The sequence below is a fragment of the Acinetobacter sp. NRRL B-65365 genome (genome assembly GCF_001605865.1).
GTDB classification, from domain to species: Bacteria; Pseudomonadota; Gammaproteobacteria; order Pseudomonadales; family Moraxellaceae; genus Acinetobacter; species Acinetobacter vivianii.
Genome location: NZ_LRPD01000078.1, coordinates 1 through 18,373, shown reverse-complemented (window position 1 = coordinate 18,373; position 18,373 = coordinate 1). Strand labels below are relative to the sequence as shown.

The window sequence follows — 18,373 nt, the reverse complement described above, 5'->3', positions numbered from 1 at the left end:
GTGATTTAACGCATTGTTTTTATGCCATCTCAACATATTTGAATAGAAATTATGTTATTAAAACACTATTGTGAATATTTATATACTATAGTATTTTTCTTGTGTTAAATTAATTTCTTTTAGAGAAAATTTTTGTCAGATTTTGAATGTAGATGTAGAGATAAAAAATGTTAAAAATTCGTATGTCACGTCCTGATGAAGGTGCTCAGATCGTTGCAATCTGGAAAAGTTCTGTTGATGCAACGCATCATTTTTTGAAGCCAGATGATCGTATCGAGATCGAAAAAGAAGTCATCGGCTTTTTTACAGAAACGCCTGTATGCGTTGCTGTGAATTCGGAAGATCAACCCCTAGGTTTTATGTTCTTGCATGAAGGGCATATGGAAGCATTATTTATTGATGCAGTAGCTCGAGGGCAGGGCGTTGGAAAGTTTTTGTTATCGCATGCTTTAATGCTACATCCCAATCTCAGCATTGATGTGAATGAACAAAATCAGCAGGCAATCGGATTTTATCAACATCTTGGTTTTCATATAACAGGACACTCAGAACTCGATAGCCAAGGCCGAGCATATCCACTATTACATCTTGGAATTGACCCTAATACTTAATATTATTTTTATTGAATCACAAGTGTGGGGTGGGTTGTATTGAAGTGAAAGCATATTCTGATCATTCAACATTCATTCTATTTCTGGCTAAAACTCACCATATAAACACAAGGTTGTTGATCGTTGGGGTTGGTTAAGTGGCAATCTGCGGGGGCTGTTAGTGCAATACAATCTCCAGCTTCTAGGTGAAAGACTTGTGTATTAACTTGGATTTCAAGTTGTCCACTTAAAAGCCAAATGGTTTGACCGCTAAGATGCTCATATGCGCTTGAAGGGATATTGAGTTGACCTGATGCTGGAATTTGAATTTTAACCATCTCTGGAATTGCGCCAGCGGGAGAAATTGACCAACGAGTAATGCCCAGCTGGTGATCAGTCCAATATTGTTGCTGTTGTTTTTTTGAGACCATTACATGTGTATTTTGATTGAGCTCAGCTTCTGCAAACAGTTTAGATAGGGTGATCCCCAAAGCGCTTGCTAAGCGGCTGAGAATGGCTGCACTAGGGCTAGAAGCCCCGCGCTCAACCTTGCTGATCATTGCTTGACTGACTCCTGAATGCTGAGCTAATTCGGCAACCGTCCACCCCTTACTCTTTCTTTGCTTAAGCAATAAGCGAGCGATTTCAGTATCAAGTATCTGACTGTCAGCTTTTTCGATCATCATATGAACCTTCATTTTGAACTGACATATTATGCGATAGAAATGAGCTGGATGTTGTATGCAATGTCTATATTAATGTGCTTGATCAAAGTTCGTATTTAGGCAAATTCATTATTCTTGGTGTAGTGCCATGAATATGGTCCTCTAATAATAAAAAATTTTTCACATTGTCACTGTCAATGAATAAATTGCTAAAAAACAGCTCATTTTTTGCTTAATTTTAAATTTTGTATGGCAATTAGTTTTTGAATAATAGAGTTATCAATCTGAATATGCATCTGGTGATGCTATTTAATTTTGGTTTCAGGTTGATGAAAGTGGTCAAAAAAGACTTGCATAATTAAAGTCAGCTCAGCTGGAAATTGGCCTAGCTAGGGAAAATTTAATAATTAAGGAATAACAAATGTTGGTATTGTGCATGGTTCAGCAAGGAAAGCGTAATCTGGATAGCATTACGCAACGAGATCGTTACTGTGGGACTGGTTCATTTTTTAATGATTCAAAATAAGGACCAAATCGCATGATGATTATTCGTTATATCGAGCAGAAAGATATTCATGATCTTTACCATTTGGCGCAAAAAGCAGGTTTTGGCTTAACCTCCTTGCAACCTGATATGGAAATGTTGGCTGCTCGTATTGATCGGGCTGTAAAAACAGTGGAAGGCAAATTAGATAAGTCGGAGCAGGGTTATTTATTTGTACTGGAAGATACCGCTCTCAATAAAGTCGTAGGTGTGTGTGGCATTGAGGTGGCGCTCGGGTTAAAAGAGCCGTGGTATAACTTCCATGTCGGTACACAAGTTCATTCCTCAGAGCCTTTGAATGTTTATAAAGCGCTGCCGACCTTGTATCTCAGTAATAATCATACCAATTGCAGTGAACTCTGTACCTTATTCCTCGATCCTGATTATCGCTTAAACAAGAATGGTAAGTTCCTTTCCAAAGTTCGTTTTTTATTTCTATCTGCGTTTAGACGATATTTTGAAGAAACGATCGTTGCTGAAATGCGTGGATTTTCTGATGAGAATGGACATTCACCTTTTTGGGATGCAGTCGGTCATAAATTTTTTGATATGGATTTTGCCAAAGCGGATTATTTAAGTGGGACAGGTAAAAAAGTCTTTATTGCAGAGTTGATGCCACGCCATCCGCTTTATGTCGATATGTTGCCTGATGAGGCCAAAGCGGTGATTGGTGCAGTGCATCCGAATACGGTTCCCGCCTATAACCTCCTGATTGAAGAAGGGCTGCGTTATAAGGGTTATGTCGATATCTTTGATGGTGGTGCAACGCTACAGGCGGATATCGAAAATCTAAGAGCCATTAAAGAGAGTCATGTGGTTCAGGTGCAGGTCGAGCAATCCGATCTGATCGCTGTAGGAGATGAGCCTTATATCGTTGCCAATGATGATTATGATAATTATCGCGCCATTCTCATTTATAACCATCCAGAACACAATCAGGTGAAATTAAGTGAACAGCAAGCGCGTGAGATGCATGTCAAAAATGGTGATTCGGTTCGGGTGTTAAATATCAATATTCATCACAAGTCATAAAGCGTGACCGCTTGGCTATTGGGCATTTATAAGCGTGAAATTTATTTGACTTGTATTGTATTTTTTATGGTGTGAATCTATAAGTAGAAATTTTTAACTTCTTATGGATAGGTAATTGCAACGATTATTTACATAAAAAATCCCTCTAATAATTAAATATATTTCACGTTTAATTGCTTGCTAATTGAGCGGAAAAGCGAGGTCTGCTCCTAAAGTGGCTGATGAATAGGATATGATGCTTGCGCCTAAAATAATTTTGATCAATAAGAACAGATTTTAGTGGCTCAATAAGTAATACATGGAAAGGATTTATAGGTGAGGTGAATGAACTAAGATATTCATTTTAAAATAATTTTATTGAACTAAATGGAATTTTTATATTAAAGCAGCTTAAAAATATTTTATTTTTATCAAGTGCTTATAACGGTTGTTGTAAGTTGGAGTAAGGATTACATGAGTCATAATAAAGAAAAGCAACTTCAGGATGAAGACCTGTCAGAGAATCAGCAGGATGAGGAAAAGTTACAACGCTCTTTGACCAATCGTCATATTCAGATGATTGCGATTGGTGGCGCAATTGGTACTGGTTTGTTTATGGGTTCTGGCAAAACCTTGAGCGTTTCGGGTACCTCCATTGTTCTAACTTATTTGATTATCGGCTTTTTCTTTTTCTTTGTGATGCGGGCGATGGGTGAACTGTTGCTGGCAAATACCAATTTTAAAACCTTTGCTGATTTTGCAACCGCGTATATAGGCCCTTGGGCTGGCTTTTTTCTGGGTTGGTCGTATTGGGGGAACTGGATTATTACCGCAATCGCAGATGTCATTGTGATTGGTGGTTACATGCAGTTTTGGTATCCCGATGTGCCTGTCTGGATTCCGGCATTTACTTCGCTGGCGATATTGACGATTTTGAATTTTGTCGCCGTCCGAATGTTTGGTGAGCTGGAGTTCTGGTTTTCCTTAATTAAAGTCTCTGCCATTATCCTATTTATCCTTGCAGGGATTTATTTAATTAGTACAGGTTTTACTTCTCCAAGCGGTGTAAAGGCTTCGATGAGCCACGTATTTGAAACTGAATCCATGTTTCCTTATGGTCTTACTGGATTTTTGGCTGGGTTCCAGATTGCGATTTTTGCCTTTGTCGGGATTGAGTTGGTGGGGACCACAGCGGCTGAAACCAAAGATCCGCATAAATCCCTGCCGAAAGCGATTAACTCCATTCCATTACGTATCCTGCTATTTTATGTCGGGGCGTTGGTATGTATCATCGCAGTCACGTCTTGGGCAAAAATTTCACCAGAAAAAAGTCCATTTGTTGAGATGTTCTCACTGATCGGCTTACCGATTGCGGCTGGCTTGGTTAATTTTGTGGTGGCGACGTCGGCGCTATCTTCTGCCAATAGCGGTATTTTTGCAACCAGTCGTATGCTTTATGGTTTGTCATTGGATAATGATGCGCCTAAAAGTTTTAGTAAATTATCAAAAAGAAAAGTGCCGATTCGTGGGTTGGTTTTCTCCATGACTTGCGTCACCATCGGTACTTCGATTTTATTTATTGTGCCGAATGTCATGACAGCGTTTACCATCATTTCAGCGCTGACTTCGATCTTATGTGTGTTTACCTTTATACTGATTGTTCTTTCTTATATTTGTTATCGTAAGAAGTTTCCTGAGTTGCATCAGCAGTCTAAGTTTAAAATGCCTGGTGGCTTAATCATGGCATGGTTCACGATGTCATTTTTGGTATTTACCATCGTTATCTTGGCATTGGATCATGATACCTTGATTGCATTGGCAGTTTCACCCATCTGGTTTTTTGGTCTGTTTATTGCCTATCGCCGTAAAAAGAAAAAGATGCTGGAGCTGGATGTATTAAAAGCCAGAAGTATGGATTATGTTTAAGCAGGATTGAGTGGAGCGGACCGAGTTTAAAAACAAAAAAGCAGAGCCGAAGCTCTGCTTTTTTATGTCATCAGTTAGATTTTGCTGATTAAATCATTGATTTGTTTGGCTTGTTCTGCTGCATTACCCGTGTAGGTTGCAGGTGTAAGCTCAGCCAGACGAGTACGCTCATCTTCTGGAACTTGAGCAAGTTCGTCACCTTTAACGAAGTTCACCATCATGTCGCGCGTCATAGCTTGACCACGAGTCAGGGCTTTTAATTTTTCGTATGGCTTTTCAACGTTATAACGACGCATAACTGTTTGAATTGGCTCTGCAAGAACTTCTTGTGCTTGGTCTAAATCTTCATTTAAACGTGCAGCATTGAGTTCAAGTTTACCTACACCTTTTAAGCAGGCATCAAAAGCAATCAAGCTTTGCGCAAAACCAACACCCATATTACGCAATACAGTTGAGTCGGTTAAGTCACGCTGCCAGCGAGAAACAGGAAGTTTTTCACCAAGATGACCCAATACTGCATTGGCAATACCCAAGTTACCTTCAGAGTTTTCAAAGTCAATCGGATTCACTTTGTGTGGCATGGTTGAAGAACCAACTTCGCCATCTTTTAACTTTTGTTTGAAGTAACCAAGCGAGATATAACCCCAAACGTCACGGTTAAAGTCGATCAGAATCGTATTGAAACGACGTAACGCATCAAACAATTCAGCCATATAGTCATGTGGCTCGATTTGCGTGGTGTATGGGTTAAATGCCAAGCCTAAAGACTCAACAAATGCTTGTGCATGTGCAGCCCAGTCAATTTCAGGATAAGCAGAAAGGTGAGCGTTGTAGTTACCTACTGCACCATTGATCTTGCCAAGTAATTCAACATTTTCAAATTGCTTAATTTGACGTGCTAAACGGTAAGCAACGTTCGCCATCTCTTTACCCAATGTGGTTGGGCTTGCAGTTTGACCATGCGTACGAGACAACATTGGCTGTTCGGCATGTGTGGTTGCCAAAGCAGAGATCGCATTGAGAAGTTGCTTCATGCTTGCAACTAAAACTTCACGACCATTTTTTAGCATCAATGCATGAGACAGGTTGTTAATGTCTTCAGAAGTACATGCGAAGTGAATAAATTCACCAGCATTTTTTAATTCATCAATGTTGGCAATTTTTTCTTTAAGGAAGTATTCAACTGCTTTTACATCGTGGTTGGTGGTGCGTTCGATTTCTTTAATGCGAGTTGCATCTTCTTCAGAGAAGTTGGTCACAATCGCATCTAGCGCTGCATTGGTTTCATTTGAGAATGGTGCAACTTCGATGATTTCTGCACGATTTGCAAGTGCTTGTAACCAACGCACTTCAACCGTGACACGAGCGTGGATTAAACCAAACTCAGACAAAAAAGGGCGTAGGGCATCGCATTTGCTAGCGTAACGTCCATCAAGTGGCGAGAGTGCGGTTAAAGCATTCATACAGATTCCTTAATTTTGGAATAAACATAAAAATAAAATCGTTGGCGCATCGGCTATACCACCTGATACTGCAAACGAGCGAGAGCTTGAATATCTTGCAATAATTTGCGTTTACTAAAGATCATACTCCACGAGCTGCCGCCAGATTGTTTCCATAAATGGGCAAGCTGTAAGCCTGTAAACAGGCAAGCTCGGATACGGTTGGTATGATTGATATCTTTAAATGCTTCTGCATTACCACGGACTAAAATGCGCGGATTAATTTGGCCTGCGGTTTCAACATAGGTTTGTGCGAGGTTGGCAATAATGCTTGGGTGCAAATAATTATTATCGAAAAAAGAGAGCTGTTTTAAGATTTTTTGTTGAGCGGTTTCAATAATTTTGACGTATTCAGGATTGCTGTAGACTTTCTTTTCCAGCTGCAATAAAGCCATTGCATAGGACATTGGTAACTTGGCAGTCGACATTTTTGGCACACGAGATTTCGGTGCAGTATTAAAAGGCTGGGTAATGCAGCCTTCTAAAGTTTTTAAACCAAGGGAAATATCAGCAAGCTGATTAAAGAAATCGAGCGTTTGAGTCGCCTTATTTGAAGTCGGGCGGATGTTTAGGCTGGCCTTGATCAGTAATTCAAAATAAAAATTACCACTATCACCAATGCTTTGTTGACCCGCCATCGCTGTCATATGCGTTAGCTGAGTTGCCTGAAAGACTGCCGCCAATGCCAAAGCACGGTTTTGTCTAACATTCAACGCTTGAGTGTGCTGAAAGGGTAACTCGACCATGCTTCGCTTCCAATTTCCTTAAATAAAATCTGGTTCAGGTGCATTAGTATGGTGAATCACACCACCGCCTAAGCAAACCTCTCCTGAGTAGAACACGACGCTTTGTCCTGGAGTCACCGCACGTTGCGGTTCATCAAATTCAACACGCACACCATTTTCAGTCTGTTCATCGCGGTAGATTGTACACGCTTGATCAGGTTGGCGATAACGGGTTTTTGCTGTGCAACGGAAACCTGTCGTTGGAATATCCTGTTCGCCAGCCACCCAGTCAATCGACTCACTCCAAAGCTGTGTGCTTTGCATCAATGGATGTTCATGTCCTTGTCCAATCACTAGTCGGTTATTGGCAATATCCTTATGCAGCACGAACCATGCGCCTTCTTGCACACCTTTCATACCACCGATACCAATACCACCGCGTTGACCCAGCGTATAGTACATTAAGCCGTGATGTTCACCAACTTCTTTACCTGATTCCAAAACAATTTTTCCAGCTTGTGCAGGTAAGTATTGTTTTAAGAAATCAGTAAAGCGACGTTCACCAATAAAACAGATACCAGTGGAGTCTTTTTTCTTGGCAGTTGCCAGATCTAGTTCTTCTGCAATGCGACGAACTTCTGGTTTCTCGATTTCACCTACAGGGAACAAGGTCTTGTTAATTTCACGACCATGTACTGCATGTAAAAAATAAGTCTGGTCTTTATTGTTATCGATACCACGGAGTAATGGCGCATAGGTTTCACCACGAGAATTCTGCATGCTTGCACCACGACGCGCATAGTGACCTGTTGCAATGAAATCTGCACCTAAAGTCATGGCATGGTCGAGAAACGCACGGAACTTAATTTCTTTATTACAGAGAATATCTGGGTTCGGTGTACGGCCCGCAGCATATTCAGCGAGGAAATGCTCGAATACACGATCCCAATATTCCATGGCAAAGTTGGCAGTATGTAGTTTGATGCCAATTTTATCTGCAACGGCCTGAGCATCTGCCAAGTCTTCAAGGGCTGTGCAGTAATCCGTACCATCATCTTCTTCCCAGTTTTTCATGAAAAGACCTTCAACTTGATATCCTTGTTGAAGTAACAGTGCGGCAGAAACAGAGGAATCTACACCACCAGACATACCGACGATGACACGTTGTTGCATCTAATTAAGCATCCAAATGAGAAGTTAATGAGGGAGAGAAAGGGTGCTCATAAATAAGCGATAAAGGATATTTTTTGCCAGCAAGGGCATCTTCAATAGCTTTTAGAACCAATGGACTGCGCGCTCGTGCAGATTCTTGTAGCTCATCCAGATTCATCCACACAGCACCCACGATACCTGTATCCAGCTGCGCATTTTCTACAACTGATGTGACATGTGCCAGAAAGCAAAAACGATAATAGGTACGATCGGGGAACATTGGAGGAGTGTAGCTATAGATACCGAGCAGATGATCGATTTCAACATGATGACCTGTTTCTTCCAGAGTCTCACGAATCGCTGCCTGAATAATGGTTTCACCACATTCTACATGACCAGCAGGTTGATTAAACACGGTATGTACAAAGCCTTCGCTGTGTTCTTCAACAAACAGAAAACGTCCGTCTTTTTCGACAACAGTGGCGACTGTGACATGAGGTGTCCAAGCGGTCATAGAAAGCACCATGGTTTTAAAAAATGTATTCTACAAAATTTGAGGCGCGGTGGCTAGTTGATGTCGTTTAGCAATTTTCTTACTACCACTAAAAGTTATGTTTTTGTTGTAAAGTTATGCATGAATCAATTAGTGTTTAATATATTTTATATTTTTCCAATTTTTTGAAACATATGCAGTCAATTTCAGCCATTTTCTTAGATGAACATCCAATTCATGGGTGTATTCATGACGCAAGTAATAATTTAAACCCATTTCCAATTCTTGCAATTGATGATGTACCTCTAAACTTATGGGTGCATGAGAATACGAATATTTTTGAGCGAGCAGATAATTTGGTTCCAGCTCAAGGCTGGCTATATGACTTTGAGAGTGAGTTAGCATTAAGTCATGCTTGGAGACTTTTAACGCCCAATTTTTCTGAATATGGACCAATTTCTACAATTGTTCCACTTTTAGTTTGTCCTGATGATCTAGATTTGATATGTAGTGTCATTGTGGTTGAGCAAATTGTCACTGACATAGAAGTGAAATGGGTAAGGTTTGGTCAGGCATTTGGAAATCTTCAAGATATCGTGACTTCTGTTATTTGGGAATATCCTAAAAGTACGCCAGAGTTAACATTTCAGTTTGCACAATTTGAGCAGGCTATTAATGAATTAAAGGTTTTAGATAAGAAGTGGAGCAATGCTTAAAGTTAGTCATAAGATTTATTAACTAACTAATATAGGGTATTTATTAAATAAAAATAGACAGTGATGGTCTTTTTAAGATATTGCTGCATAGAGATATAAATATGATTCAAAAGGCATATCAGCCAATTTTAGACGATCTAATCTCGGTTTTTACTAGAGAATTCATGACGGAGCTTGATAGCCTTTACATTTATGGAAGTGTTGCGCAAGGAAAAGCGGTTGTCGGTCAGTCAGATTTAGATATATGTGTGGTCTTTAAGCATCAAATTGAGAATCTGGATCAAAAACTCGCTAAAATAAAATCAAGCTTGATTACTAGTTACCCATTTATCCCAAAGATTGATATTGATGTTGGTTATTTAAAGGAGATCCTAGATCAACAGAATAGGAAGAGTTGGGGTGCATGGATTAAATTTTTTTGTACAGCTGTTTACGGCCAAGATTTAACCCGTTTTTTTCAAGATATAGAGATTGATAGAGAGGTAATCCAGGCAATTAACGAGGGACATTATGAAGAGATACACCGCTATTTTGATTGGTTAGAATTAAAAGAAAAGCCTCTAGAAGAGTTGAGCAATATAAAAAAATCTTTAATTAAAAGAATGATCCGATTGCTACCTTTAACCTTACCGCATGTTGAAAAGTGGCCATTAAGTTTAAACGACACCATTGATCAAGCAATACAGGTTTATCCTCAACAAAAAGATGAACTCTACTTATTATTAAAAGAGCTTAATAGCCCTAAGTTAATCGATGAGATCTCTCTTAATAAGCTAAGAGAGATTTATACTTGGATAGAGGCTCATCTCGTTTAGTACTGGTTTTTTTAGCTTAGTCTTGTGATTGATCTAAATAATTATCCTTCACTTTCACATAATGGCGTGCTGAATAAGGTAAAAATTCCATTTCTTTTTCAGTCAGTGCACGCACTTGTTGTACTGGGCTACCGACATACAAATAACCGCTTTTTAACACTTTACGTGGCGGAACAAGACTACCAGCACCAATCATTACATCATCTTCAATGATCACGTCATCTAAAACAACAGTATTAATTCCAATCAAGACACGATTGCCAATGGTACAACCATGTAAAGTCACATGATGCCCAACCGTTACATCTTCTCCAATGACGAGTGGAGAACCATTCGGTTTAGATTGATTCTTATGGCTGACATGTAACATACAGTGATCTTGTACATTACTATTTTTACCAATCTGAATTGAATTTACATCACCGCGAATCACAGCAAAAGGCCAGACAGAAACATTCTCTGCTAATTTGACATCACCAACCACAACTGACATTTCATCCACGTAACAGCTTGGATCAACATCAGGTTTTTGGTCTAGATAGGGACGGATGTTCTTTGGCATAGTGGCTTTCGATTGGAAAATTTAGAGTAATTATAAAATAAAAAAGCATTCATGCCCAAGAGCATGAATGCTTAATCTGACTATTCTAAAAATTAGAATAAGTTGCTGAAGAACATTTTGATATGGTCAATCATACGTGCAAAGAAACCGGCTTCTTCAACAGGTTTTAATGCAACAAGCGGTTTTTCAGCAATCACTTTGCCATCAAGGCTAGCCACTAACTTACCAACCACTTGACCTTTCGCTAAAGGTGCATTCAGTTTAGGTTGAACCACAAGCTGAGTTTTGATTTTGTCTACTTGACCTTTAGGCATGGTGACATTGAAGTTTTCAGCTAGGCCGATTTGAACTTCATCTTGTTTACCAAACCATACTTTGGCTTTAGCAAGAACTTGATTAGCTGGTTGAACGTTTGCAGTTTCAAAGTTTGCAAAGCCCCACGCCAATAATGTACGCGTTTGGCTGGCACGTTCATTCATGCTTGGTGTACCAAAGATCACTGAGATCAAACGCATTGGGCCGCGTTTACTTGAGGTGGTTAAGCAGAAACCTGCTTCATTGGTATGACCTGTTTTTAAACCATCAACGCTTGGATCTGTATAAAGCAGGGCATTACGGTTGCCTTGCTTGATGCCATTAAAAGCAAATTCTTTTTCTGAATAGATTGGATAGTATTTAGAACTGTCTTTAATGATGTGCTGTGCAAGGATTGCCATATCTTTGGCTGTTGAATAATGACCTTCAGCTGGCATACCTGTTGAGTTGATAAAGTGAGTATTCACCATACCAACACGCTTTGCTTCTTGGTTCATCATATGAGCAAATGTACCTTCATTGCCCGCGATATGTTCAGCCATTGCTTTAGAAGCATCATTACCTGACTGGATGATAATCCCACGTAACATTTCTAAAACAGTTGCAGTGCCATTTAATGGAACATACATACATGATTCAGAGCTGCTACCACGACACCACGCAGATTCATTCATGCGTACCTGTTCGTTTTCAGTCAATTCACCCTTTAAAAGTTTCTGCTCAATGATGTAGCTTGTCATCATTTTTGTCATTGAAGCTGGTGCAAGTTTTTCATTTTCGTTTTTGGCAGCGAGAATCTGTCCAGTCTCGTAATCCATTAATACGTAGGATTTATTATTTAATTCTGGTGGAGCGGATAGGACAGTTGCTGCATATGAAAAGCTTGGCAAAAGTAATAATGCAGCAAGAGCGCTTTTGTGTGTCATTCTAGGTGGTTCCAATATCTTGTATGAAGCAGACGAGCCTAGCATTTTAGGATAAAGCAAAGCCGACTTCTACGGGGGAAATCGGCTTTTTCATACAGTATTGTAACCTGAACCTTAATTGTTCATCTTATTTGGAATAATAATTACGGACATCATCGCAAATTTGACGATTATCACTGTCAGATGCTGCTTTTGCATCACTACGTGCTTCTTTTAAAGCCTCTTTAAAATCTTGGCCTTTTACACGTTTATTTAAAGTTTCAACTGCTTTCGGGTCATTATTTAAATAAGCTTTAACCAGATTGTCATAGGCTTTGTTAAATTTTAAATCTTTGCCAATCAGGCTTGGACAAATTTCAGAGAGAACATAGATCGCTGCAAGCTCTTGCTTGGTTACGCTATCAGAAGTTGGGGTCACTTCAATCTTTTCTGCATCCGTAGATTTTTTATCTGCCGCAAATGCTGTAGGAGCTAAAGCGCTAGAAGCGATGAGAAATGATAAACCTAGTGTTTTAAAAACATTTTTCTTCATAAGAAATCAAACTCAGAACAAGACTTAAAGAATTTGAATAACTTATAGCATAGAAGCAGGTAAAAAATTGTATGTTTGCTGTAGGAAACGTGGAGAAAGTGTGGGTTTAAATTTTCAGAATTGAAAATTCTTCAATAGATTTAAGCGATTTTCTCCTGCTGTATTCGTCTTGCTTTCGCTGTGTGTGGAGGATGGCATGAGTTCACTTGACATCCTGTATAGACTTAAACAAGATTAAAAAATAGCCATCAAGAAGTGAGGTGGAAAATTAAAATGATAAGAAGGAGTTAATAAAGAAAGAAGAGATTAACGTAAGGAGTAAAAGAATGAATAGGTTTAATGGTGGTGTTGATATCGCACTAAAACTTCCACCTCATCAATTTGAAGTGACGGTTGCATTTTATCGGGATGTGATTGGTCTTAAACAGATTACAGAAAAAGAACCTGATATTGGTTTTGAATTCGGGCCAGTCAAACTGTGGATCGCCGCCGTACCAGAGATGAGTCAGGCAGAACTTTGGCTTGAACTATTTACGGATGATTTTGCTGAAGCAGCTCAATATCTAAATGAAGCGGGTGTTGTGCGTTGTGATGCGATTGAGCCTTTGCCCGAAGGTTTTAAGGGTGGATGGATTACCAGCCCTGCAAATATTATTCATATGGTTCGTGAGCCAGATGCATGGTAATGGCTGTAGCGATATAAGGATATGATGTGGATGATGAAATGGAGAAGGTGTGGTTTTAAACAATCTAGATTTAAAACCACACTGATATTCTAAAGTGTGATTAACCTTCGAAATTCAATACTTCTTCACATACAGCTTTTTGCTCAGCCTTGTCGACTTCAGTTGCCGCTTCATGGGCATCCTTCAACAAACTTTTAAATTCAGCATCTTTTTGCAAACTCTCAAGCGAAGCTGATTTGTCAGAATAGTTACTTAAATAAGTTCCGACCATTTTTTTGATGTTTTGATCAAATTTGGCATTTTTACCAATCAGAGCTGGACACATCTCAATCAGTACTTGCGCATTGGCAATATCATCTTTAATCAGTGCATCTGCTTCTTTAACTGAAACCGCTTCATCTGCAAATACAACAGGTGCTGTAAAAAGCGTGAAACTCACCCCAAAAACTTTAAGAAAATTAGATAAATGTCTCATGGCTGCGTAAATTTTTAATACTAAGAAGCCATAAATATATATAATTCAAAGAATAATTCAATTGAAAAAACTGCTTAGTAACATTGAAGAGAATTGATTTTAGTGAATATTTTAATTGCAAATGCACATTTTAAATATAAGTCGTTGTTAATTATATAATCTTGAATTGATGTAGTAGAGAATACCCGTTGCGTTACCCGTTTTTTTAAATGCAACCTAGAATATAAAAAATAATAAAGCCTGCTATGAGCAGGCTGGTGTACCAGATTCAATCTTATGTTCTTCGACTTTCTGTTTCACATAAGATTCATGCCAGAAAACATCTTTTTTGTTGATCCGAACAGGCTGTTCAATTTCTCCTGTTTTAATGCGAGAGTAAAATGCATCCTTCTTAATTGAGAGTAACTGCATAAACTCTTTCGCCCGAACTCTACGATCAATCTGCATCTTCACCCCTCCGCATTCGCTTTTGCTTCTTTCTTGGTAGAATCACTTTTTTTCATTTCACCAAGTTTCGTTTCAATTACTTCAAGAACATCTGATCCAATTTTTTGAACTCTTTCGTTTAATGCTATTTGCTCGGTGGCATATGCACCAGCCATTAAATATATGGTTTTCTCACTTGGAATTATTGCTGAAAAAAATCCAGTGATTAACGCGCCAAATATAACAAGTTTTACTTTTGCAGATGCTTTTGCTTTTAGTTCTGGCAGAGAATCATTAAAAGCCTTCTTTTCTGCCTTTTCTTTATCTGAATCAAAACTATAAATTCTTTCTTCACCTAAGTTTGGAACAAAACAACATGTATAAAGCGCATAGCTAACTGCAAGAGCAGTAATTATTGCAAAGAGTAATGATATGCTGTTTGCTATACCCGCAAAATAAACCAATAATGCTAATTTCATTTTTCAGCCCCTTGCTGCTTCTACCATTGTTACTTTGTATGGATGCTCATCGTTGTAATAGAATGAGTAACTTTCTGGAAGTTTGAAGTTTTTAGGCATCCAGTAGGTGACATCAAAAGTTGCTTGCCATCCATAGCAGTTGCGCTCTTTAAATCCGCCTGCATATCCACTATCTTTCGTTGCTTGAATTACCTGACCATAACGGTGCACAAGCACTTCAACACCCTCGGCTGGCAAGGATTCCTTTGTTGAAATCCATTCAGGCACCACCACGCAGCCTTCAAGCTTTTTGGCTTCATGTGCTTGGGCTCTATTCATACCAATTTGCCATGTACCCCATGCAACATTTGTAGGTTCATGTGTATATTCATCACATTCATCAACCTCAAAGCCATAACCAGCAAATTCAACAAGACCTGTATCTGTTAAGTGTTGCTCAAAAGCCTCGCGTTCTTTTTCAATATTCATGCCGCCACCTCACCAAGTTAAATAAGCGATAACGGCGGTGCCTTTATCTTTTTCAGCCGCAATTTTGTATTCCTGATAATACGATGTATCAAACGTCTCACCAGTATCTTCACTAATCCATGTGCGATCGCGCTTTGCAATTTCGCTATCGAGTTCGATTTCCATTAAATTTGCAATAAATTGCTCTTTAGTTTCATCTTGGCATTCTTCAGTCGAGCCGTAATTTTCAACAAAATAGTCATAAACCGCTTCTTTAGATTTAGCCGCATATACAGCATCATCACCATTCTGAAAAATCTTATAGTCATTAATTTCTAATTGAGTATTCATGATGCCACCTTGCCAATTCTGTGAGTTGATAAGCGCTTGCGCAGTGTTGTTCGATTTAAGCCGAGAATTTCAGCGGCTTTAGTTTGATTGCCACGGGTTTTAATTAGTGTGTATTCAAACAATGTTTTCTCTAGGATGGCTAACACATCAGTATAGGCATGGTTGTTTCCTGAATTAAGCGCTTCTCTGATTTGTTCAATTGTTACTACTGCTGGGCTTCCCATTTTATTGCTCCAAATAGTTTTAATATTTATGGTCGCCCTGCGATTAAGCAGGGCTTAACCTGTTAACCTTGTAATTCTGCTTCACGCATGTCTGCCGCTTGATTCAGCACCGCCATATCATCATCAGAGTATTGCTCTAGCGCTGGATCGGCGAAGATTGCATTAATCTCATCTTGAGACTGTGCCGCCTTGATTTTTTGAATTGTTGAATCAATGGTTGTTGCGGTATTTGGCGAATCTTCAAAAATATCTTGCTGTGCAAGAATCTCTTTGCGTTGAGCGTAAGTTAGTTGTAGATCTTGGTAATCTGGTTTTGTAAGGCTTGATTCACTACCCTTAATTGCACGTGCCACTTCAGCTTCTAGTGAAATTACATCCTTTGCATCAGCAATCATGCGCTCAAGACCTGATTTCACTGAATTGCTTTTAATTGGATCTACTGTTGTTGATTCTTCTTTAGGGGCTTCTTTAGCTGGCTGCAACTTCTCACTTAGCTGGACATATGTATCTTTTAAATAAGACAGATGCGCATCAGTTAGGCCATCATTCGCTAAAAACTCATCCTGAATTTTATTTAGTTCGTCCAGACTTCCAGCCTTATTCATCTTCACAAGGTATTCTTTGCGAATCGCCATAGATGATACTTTTTCCACATCCTTTGGCTGGCGGCGGTCAGTAACTTTATTTTCTGGTTCTTTAGGTTGAGTATCTTCTGCTGTTGTTACATCTTTAACAGGCTCTACATCAACAACTTCACCTAGAAATTTCCCACGCTGAGCCACAAAAATACTATTAATGCCATCCCAGTCAGCTTCCGACAATTCAGCAATTTCACCTTCCAGTTTTGCTAAGTCAGCCAATGACTTAGAAGCAAGAATTTTTTGTTTGAGTGCGCGTACTTGACCAGCCGTATTTATAACTTCTGGTTCAGGGGTTACATCAATCATGTCCTGTTCTTCCTCAACAGAACGTAAGCCCATTAATATTTCAGGTGCATATACACGACCAAAGAACGATGCAGCGCGATAGCGGAGCATTTGCTCTGGCATAGTTTGCCATTTGCTACCGTTCTTTGTGTACCAACCTTCTTTAATAGCCATTTCAATGCTGATTTTTGAAGATTCTAAAACAGGGATTCCATAAGCTTTACAGCATTTATATACACCACCATGCTCTTTCAAATCTTCAAGAGAAAAATTAGGAATTGCCACGCCTTGTTCAGTAGCCCAAGCAATGCAACTCACATCATGCACACGCATTGTTTTGGTAACAGTATTTTTGCGACCATTCGACCAATTGGTTTCTTGGTATGAAACATCCTTTTCACCACGGCTCTCAAGTTCATAGCGAAGAGGTGAGAAGCGTCCACTGTTGTTGATTGATGCCAAGATAAATTGAGATGACCATGAAGGGCGACCTTCAATTAAATACAGGTTCTGCATGATCATTAAAGTATCTGCACCCATGCGATTTGCCATGTTCAATGCAATAATGCAGTTTGATAGGCCATTAGGGTTCGGCTCGTCACGGTATTGCATGACTCCATTATTATCTTTGCCAGCCTTAACCTTTTTTACTGCACGATAGTCTTCAGGAACCAAGGTTGAATTCGAGAGCATGTTCGCAACACGTTGTGAGAATTCAAAAGATTCAACGTTTAAAAAACCAACTGAATTAGATTGTGCAGATTGAAGTTGAGCGTTCATAATAAATACCTATAATTAGTTAAAATCGTTTTGTAGAGCGAGTTTTGTCATATACGAAGGCAAGAAGATTTCTTCTAATTCAGGTGAGTAACCTTGCCATTCGTTCATTAATTGAGATTCAGCGAGCAATTCTTTAGCCTTGCGATAGCGTGTTTCACCTACGCTTAAAAATAGATCTGAAGCTTTGTATTGTTTGGCGATAAACGGCGCATCATTCTCAGCAACCAGATAGATAAAATCTGGCTTATCTTCAGTCTGGTAATATTGCTGGAAGCCTTCTTGATACATCACAGCTGATAGATCGTAGGCAAAGTTGCCGCAAGCTTTAGAGAACACCATAGGGCGAGCATCGTTCGCCGTTTTCACATCAATGATCAAACCATTAGGAAAAGCATCACATGGGATGATGTGATAATCAGGGCGCACACGAAGTTGCAAATCATAAATTGGATCGGTGAAGAAAATACTTGCCTCAGCCATACCTGGGTTATCTTGCATAACGGCGTACATGCTTAGCTCTTGAAGGCTTCGAACGATACGCCTTGCACCAGCCAACTGATCTTCTGAGATCGTAATTTTCTTGCCGTTTTCAGCTTCCCATGCATCCCACCATTCAATGCGAGCAAGTGAATCTGCAGACGGGTTTTTAGCATTACGCATAACATCCGTTGGCGGCTTTGGCGCATCTGCTGGCAGCACACTAAATTCATCTGCAAAAACTTCTGGCTCAAGGAACAAGGCATGAGCCAATGTTCCAAAATCCAAGTGTTTCTTTGATTCCTTCTCATGCTCTTTGGCAATATTGAAAGAGTAGAAGTGTGCAGCACTACGCAACAAGTCTTTTAACTGACTTGAGCTATATTCTGGGCGCGAGTGATATTCATCATTACTCATGTCAGCAATTAAATGATTATCTTGGGCGATGGTAATAGAGGTGTTCATCTATATTAGCCCTCCACTTCAACAAACTTATGATTTTCATCTAATTTGTATGCTGTTTCTGCTTTTAAGCCACCTTCACCGATATACCCAATTACTGTGCGATAGCGTTCAGCTTTAGAATCCCAGTATTGGATTCTGATCTCACCTGATTCGCCAGCAGTTG

22 protein-coding genes are annotated in these 18,373 nt (G+C 39.4%); 6 read left to right on the top strand and 16 right to left on the bottom strand.

The features are described from left to right. The first annotated feature begins 167 nt into the window (after positions 1 to 167). A complete protein-coding gene (locus AWW72_RS17980) occupies positions 168 to 611 on the top strand; it encodes an acetyltransferase (RefSeq protein WP_062848226.1) in 444 nt (147 codons plus the stop codon). Between the two features lie 77 nt (positions 612 to 688). Here the strand turns inward: AWW72_RS17980 and AWW72_RS17975 are convergent, their stop codons facing one another. Beyond that, positions 689 to 1,273, bottom strand: a complete 585-nt coding sequence (locus AWW72_RS17975) for a helix-turn-helix domain-containing protein (RefSeq protein WP_062848314.1) — start codon at positions 1,271 to 1,273, stop codon at positions 689 to 691. Positions 1,274 to 1,793: 520 nt separating this feature from the next. Here AWW72_RS17975 and astA point away from each other — a divergent pair. Further along, positions 1,794 to 2,831 (top strand): arginine N-succinyltransferase, encoded by a 1,038-nt coding sequence (astA, locus tag AWW72_RS17970; RefSeq protein ID WP_062848225.1) that lies wholly within the window; start codon positions 1,794 to 1,796, stop codon positions 2,829 to 2,831. A 453-nt stretch (positions 2,832 to 3,284) separates the two neighbouring features. Beyond that, entirely contained in the window at positions 3,285 to 4,736 is a 1,452-nt protein-coding gene (locus AWW72_RS17965) for an amino acid permease (protein WP_062848224.1), read from the top strand. Between the two features lie 74 nt (positions 4,737 to 4,810). On the opposite strand, the gene purB is transcribed toward AWW72_RS17965, so the two are convergent. From purB to AWW72_RS17945, 4 genes are read right to left on the bottom strand one after another with little or no spacing between them, the layout of a single operon-like run. Next, entirely contained in the window at positions 4,811 to 6,199 is a 1,389-nt protein-coding gene (purB, locus tag AWW72_RS17960) for an adenylosuccinate lyase (protein WP_062848223.1), read from the bottom strand. A gap of 53 nt (positions 6,200 to 6,252) precedes the next feature. After that, on the bottom strand, positions 6,253 to 6,984 hold the full coding sequence (gene hflD, locus AWW72_RS17955; RefSeq protein WP_004770483.1) for a high frequency lysogenization protein HflD: 732 nt from the start codon (positions 6,982 to 6,984) through the stop codon (positions 6,253 to 6,255). A gap of 18 nt (positions 6,985 to 7,002) precedes the next feature. Further along, on the bottom strand, positions 7,003 to 8,136 hold the full coding sequence (gene mnmA / locus AWW72_RS17950) for a tRNA 2-thiouridine(34) synthase MnmA (RefSeq protein ID WP_005258581.1): 1,134 nt from the start codon (positions 8,134 to 8,136) through the stop codon (positions 7,003 to 7,005). Positions 8,137 to 8,140: 4 nt separating this feature from the next. After that, on the bottom strand, positions 8,141 to 8,629 hold the full coding sequence (locus AWW72_RS17945; RefSeq protein ID WP_062848222.1) for an NUDIX hydrolase: 489 nt from the start codon (positions 8,627 to 8,629) through the stop codon (positions 8,141 to 8,143). A gap of 173 nt (positions 8,630 to 8,802) precedes the next feature. Here AWW72_RS17945 and AWW72_RS17940 point away from each other — a divergent pair, with 173 nt between their 5' ends. Both AWW72_RS17940 and AWW72_RS17935 read left to right on the top strand, forming a co-directional pair. Next, a complete protein-coding gene (locus AWW72_RS17940; protein ID WP_062848221.1) occupies positions 8,803 to 9,324 on the top strand; it encodes a hypothetical protein in 522 nt (173 codons plus the stop codon). A 101-nt stretch (positions 9,325 to 9,425) separates the two neighbouring features. After that, positions 9,426 to 10,139, top strand: a complete 714-nt coding sequence (locus tag AWW72_RS17935) for a nucleotidyltransferase domain-containing protein (protein ID WP_062848220.1) — start codon at positions 9,426 to 9,428, stop codon at positions 10,137 to 10,139. A 16-nt stretch (positions 10,140 to 10,155) separates the two neighbouring features. Here AWW72_RS17935 and AWW72_RS17930 read toward each other — a convergent pair whose 3' ends face one another. The 3 genes from AWW72_RS17930 to AWW72_RS17920 form a co-directional block, all read right to left on the bottom strand. Further along, positions 10,156 to 10,701 carry a gamma carbonic anhydrase family protein gene (locus AWW72_RS17930; protein ID WP_062848219.1) on the bottom strand — a complete coding sequence of 182 codons (546 nt, stop codon included), beginning with the start codon at positions 10,699 to 10,701 and terminating at the stop codon, positions 10,156 to 10,158. A gap of 92 nt (positions 10,702 to 10,793) precedes the next feature. Beyond that, positions 10,794 to 11,942, bottom strand: coding sequence for a D-alanyl-D-alanine carboxypeptidase PBP5/6 (gene dacC / locus AWW72_RS17925; RefSeq protein ID WP_062848218.1), 1,149 nt, complete (start codon positions 11,940 to 11,942; stop codon positions 10,794 to 10,796). 127 nt (positions 11,943 to 12,069) lie between these two features. Then, positions 12,070 to 12,474, bottom strand: a complete 405-nt coding sequence (locus AWW72_RS17920; RefSeq protein ID WP_004770474.1) for an MCR_0457 family protein — start codon at positions 12,472 to 12,474, stop codon at positions 12,070 to 12,072. Positions 12,475 to 12,800: 326 nt separating this feature from the next. Here AWW72_RS17920 and AWW72_RS17915 point away from each other — a divergent pair, with 326 nt between their 5' ends. Beyond that, the gene (locus AWW72_RS17915) at positions 12,801 to 13,160 is read left to right on the top strand and encodes a VOC family protein (RefSeq protein ID WP_062848217.1); all 360 of its coding nucleotides are present in this window, start codon (positions 12,801 to 12,803) and stop codon (positions 13,158 to 13,160) included. Between the two features lie 100 nt (positions 13,161 to 13,260). Here AWW72_RS17915 and AWW72_RS17910 read toward each other — a convergent pair whose 3' ends face one another. The 8 genes from AWW72_RS17910 to AWW72_RS17875 form a co-directional block, all read right to left on the bottom strand. Then, positions 13,261 to 13,635, bottom strand: coding sequence for an MCR_0457 family protein (locus tag AWW72_RS17910; RefSeq protein WP_062848216.1), 375 nt, complete (start codon positions 13,633 to 13,635; stop codon positions 13,261 to 13,263). 243 nt (positions 13,636 to 13,878) lie between these two features. Next, on the bottom strand, positions 13,879 to 14,082 hold the full coding sequence (locus tag AWW72_RS17905) for a helix-turn-helix transcriptional regulator (protein ID WP_062848215.1): 204 nt from the start codon (positions 14,080 to 14,082) through the stop codon (positions 13,879 to 13,881). Positions 14,083 to 14,084: 2 nt separating this feature from the next. Continuing rightward, entirely contained in the window at positions 14,085 to 14,540 is a 456-nt protein-coding gene (locus tag AWW72_RS17900; RefSeq protein WP_062848214.1) for a hypothetical protein, read from the bottom strand. A gap of 3 nt (positions 14,541 to 14,543) precedes the next feature. Beyond that, positions 14,544 to 15,008 carry a DUF551 domain-containing protein gene (locus AWW72_RS17895; protein ID WP_062848213.1) on the bottom strand — a complete coding sequence of 155 codons (465 nt, stop codon included), beginning with the start codon at positions 15,006 to 15,008 and terminating at the stop codon, positions 14,544 to 14,546. 9 nt (positions 15,009 to 15,017) lie between these two features. Next, on the bottom strand, positions 15,018 to 15,338 hold the full coding sequence (locus AWW72_RS17890; RefSeq protein WP_062848212.1) for a hypothetical protein: 321 nt from the start codon (positions 15,336 to 15,338) through the stop codon (positions 15,018 to 15,020). Further along, a complete protein-coding gene (locus AWW72_RS17885; RefSeq protein WP_062848211.1) occupies positions 15,335 to 15,562 on the bottom strand; it encodes a helix-turn-helix domain-containing protein in 228 nt (75 codons plus the stop codon). Before AWW72_RS17885 ends, AWW72_RS17890 begins: the two co-directional genes overlap by 4 nt. Positions 15,563 to 15,624: 62 nt before the next feature. Further along, complete coding sequence (locus AWW72_RS17880) at positions 15,625 to 17,268, bottom strand: hypothetical protein (RefSeq protein WP_062848210.1); 1,644 nt, start codon at positions 17,266 to 17,268, stop codon at positions 15,625 to 15,627. Positions 17,269 to 17,283: 15 nt separating this feature from the next. Then, positions 17,284 to 18,210 (bottom strand): PD-(D/E)XK nuclease-like domain-containing protein, encoded by a 927-nt coding sequence (locus AWW72_RS17875; protein WP_062848209.1) that lies wholly within the window; start codon positions 18,208 to 18,210, stop codon positions 17,284 to 17,286. Positions 18,211 to 18,373: the final 163 nt, after the last annotated feature.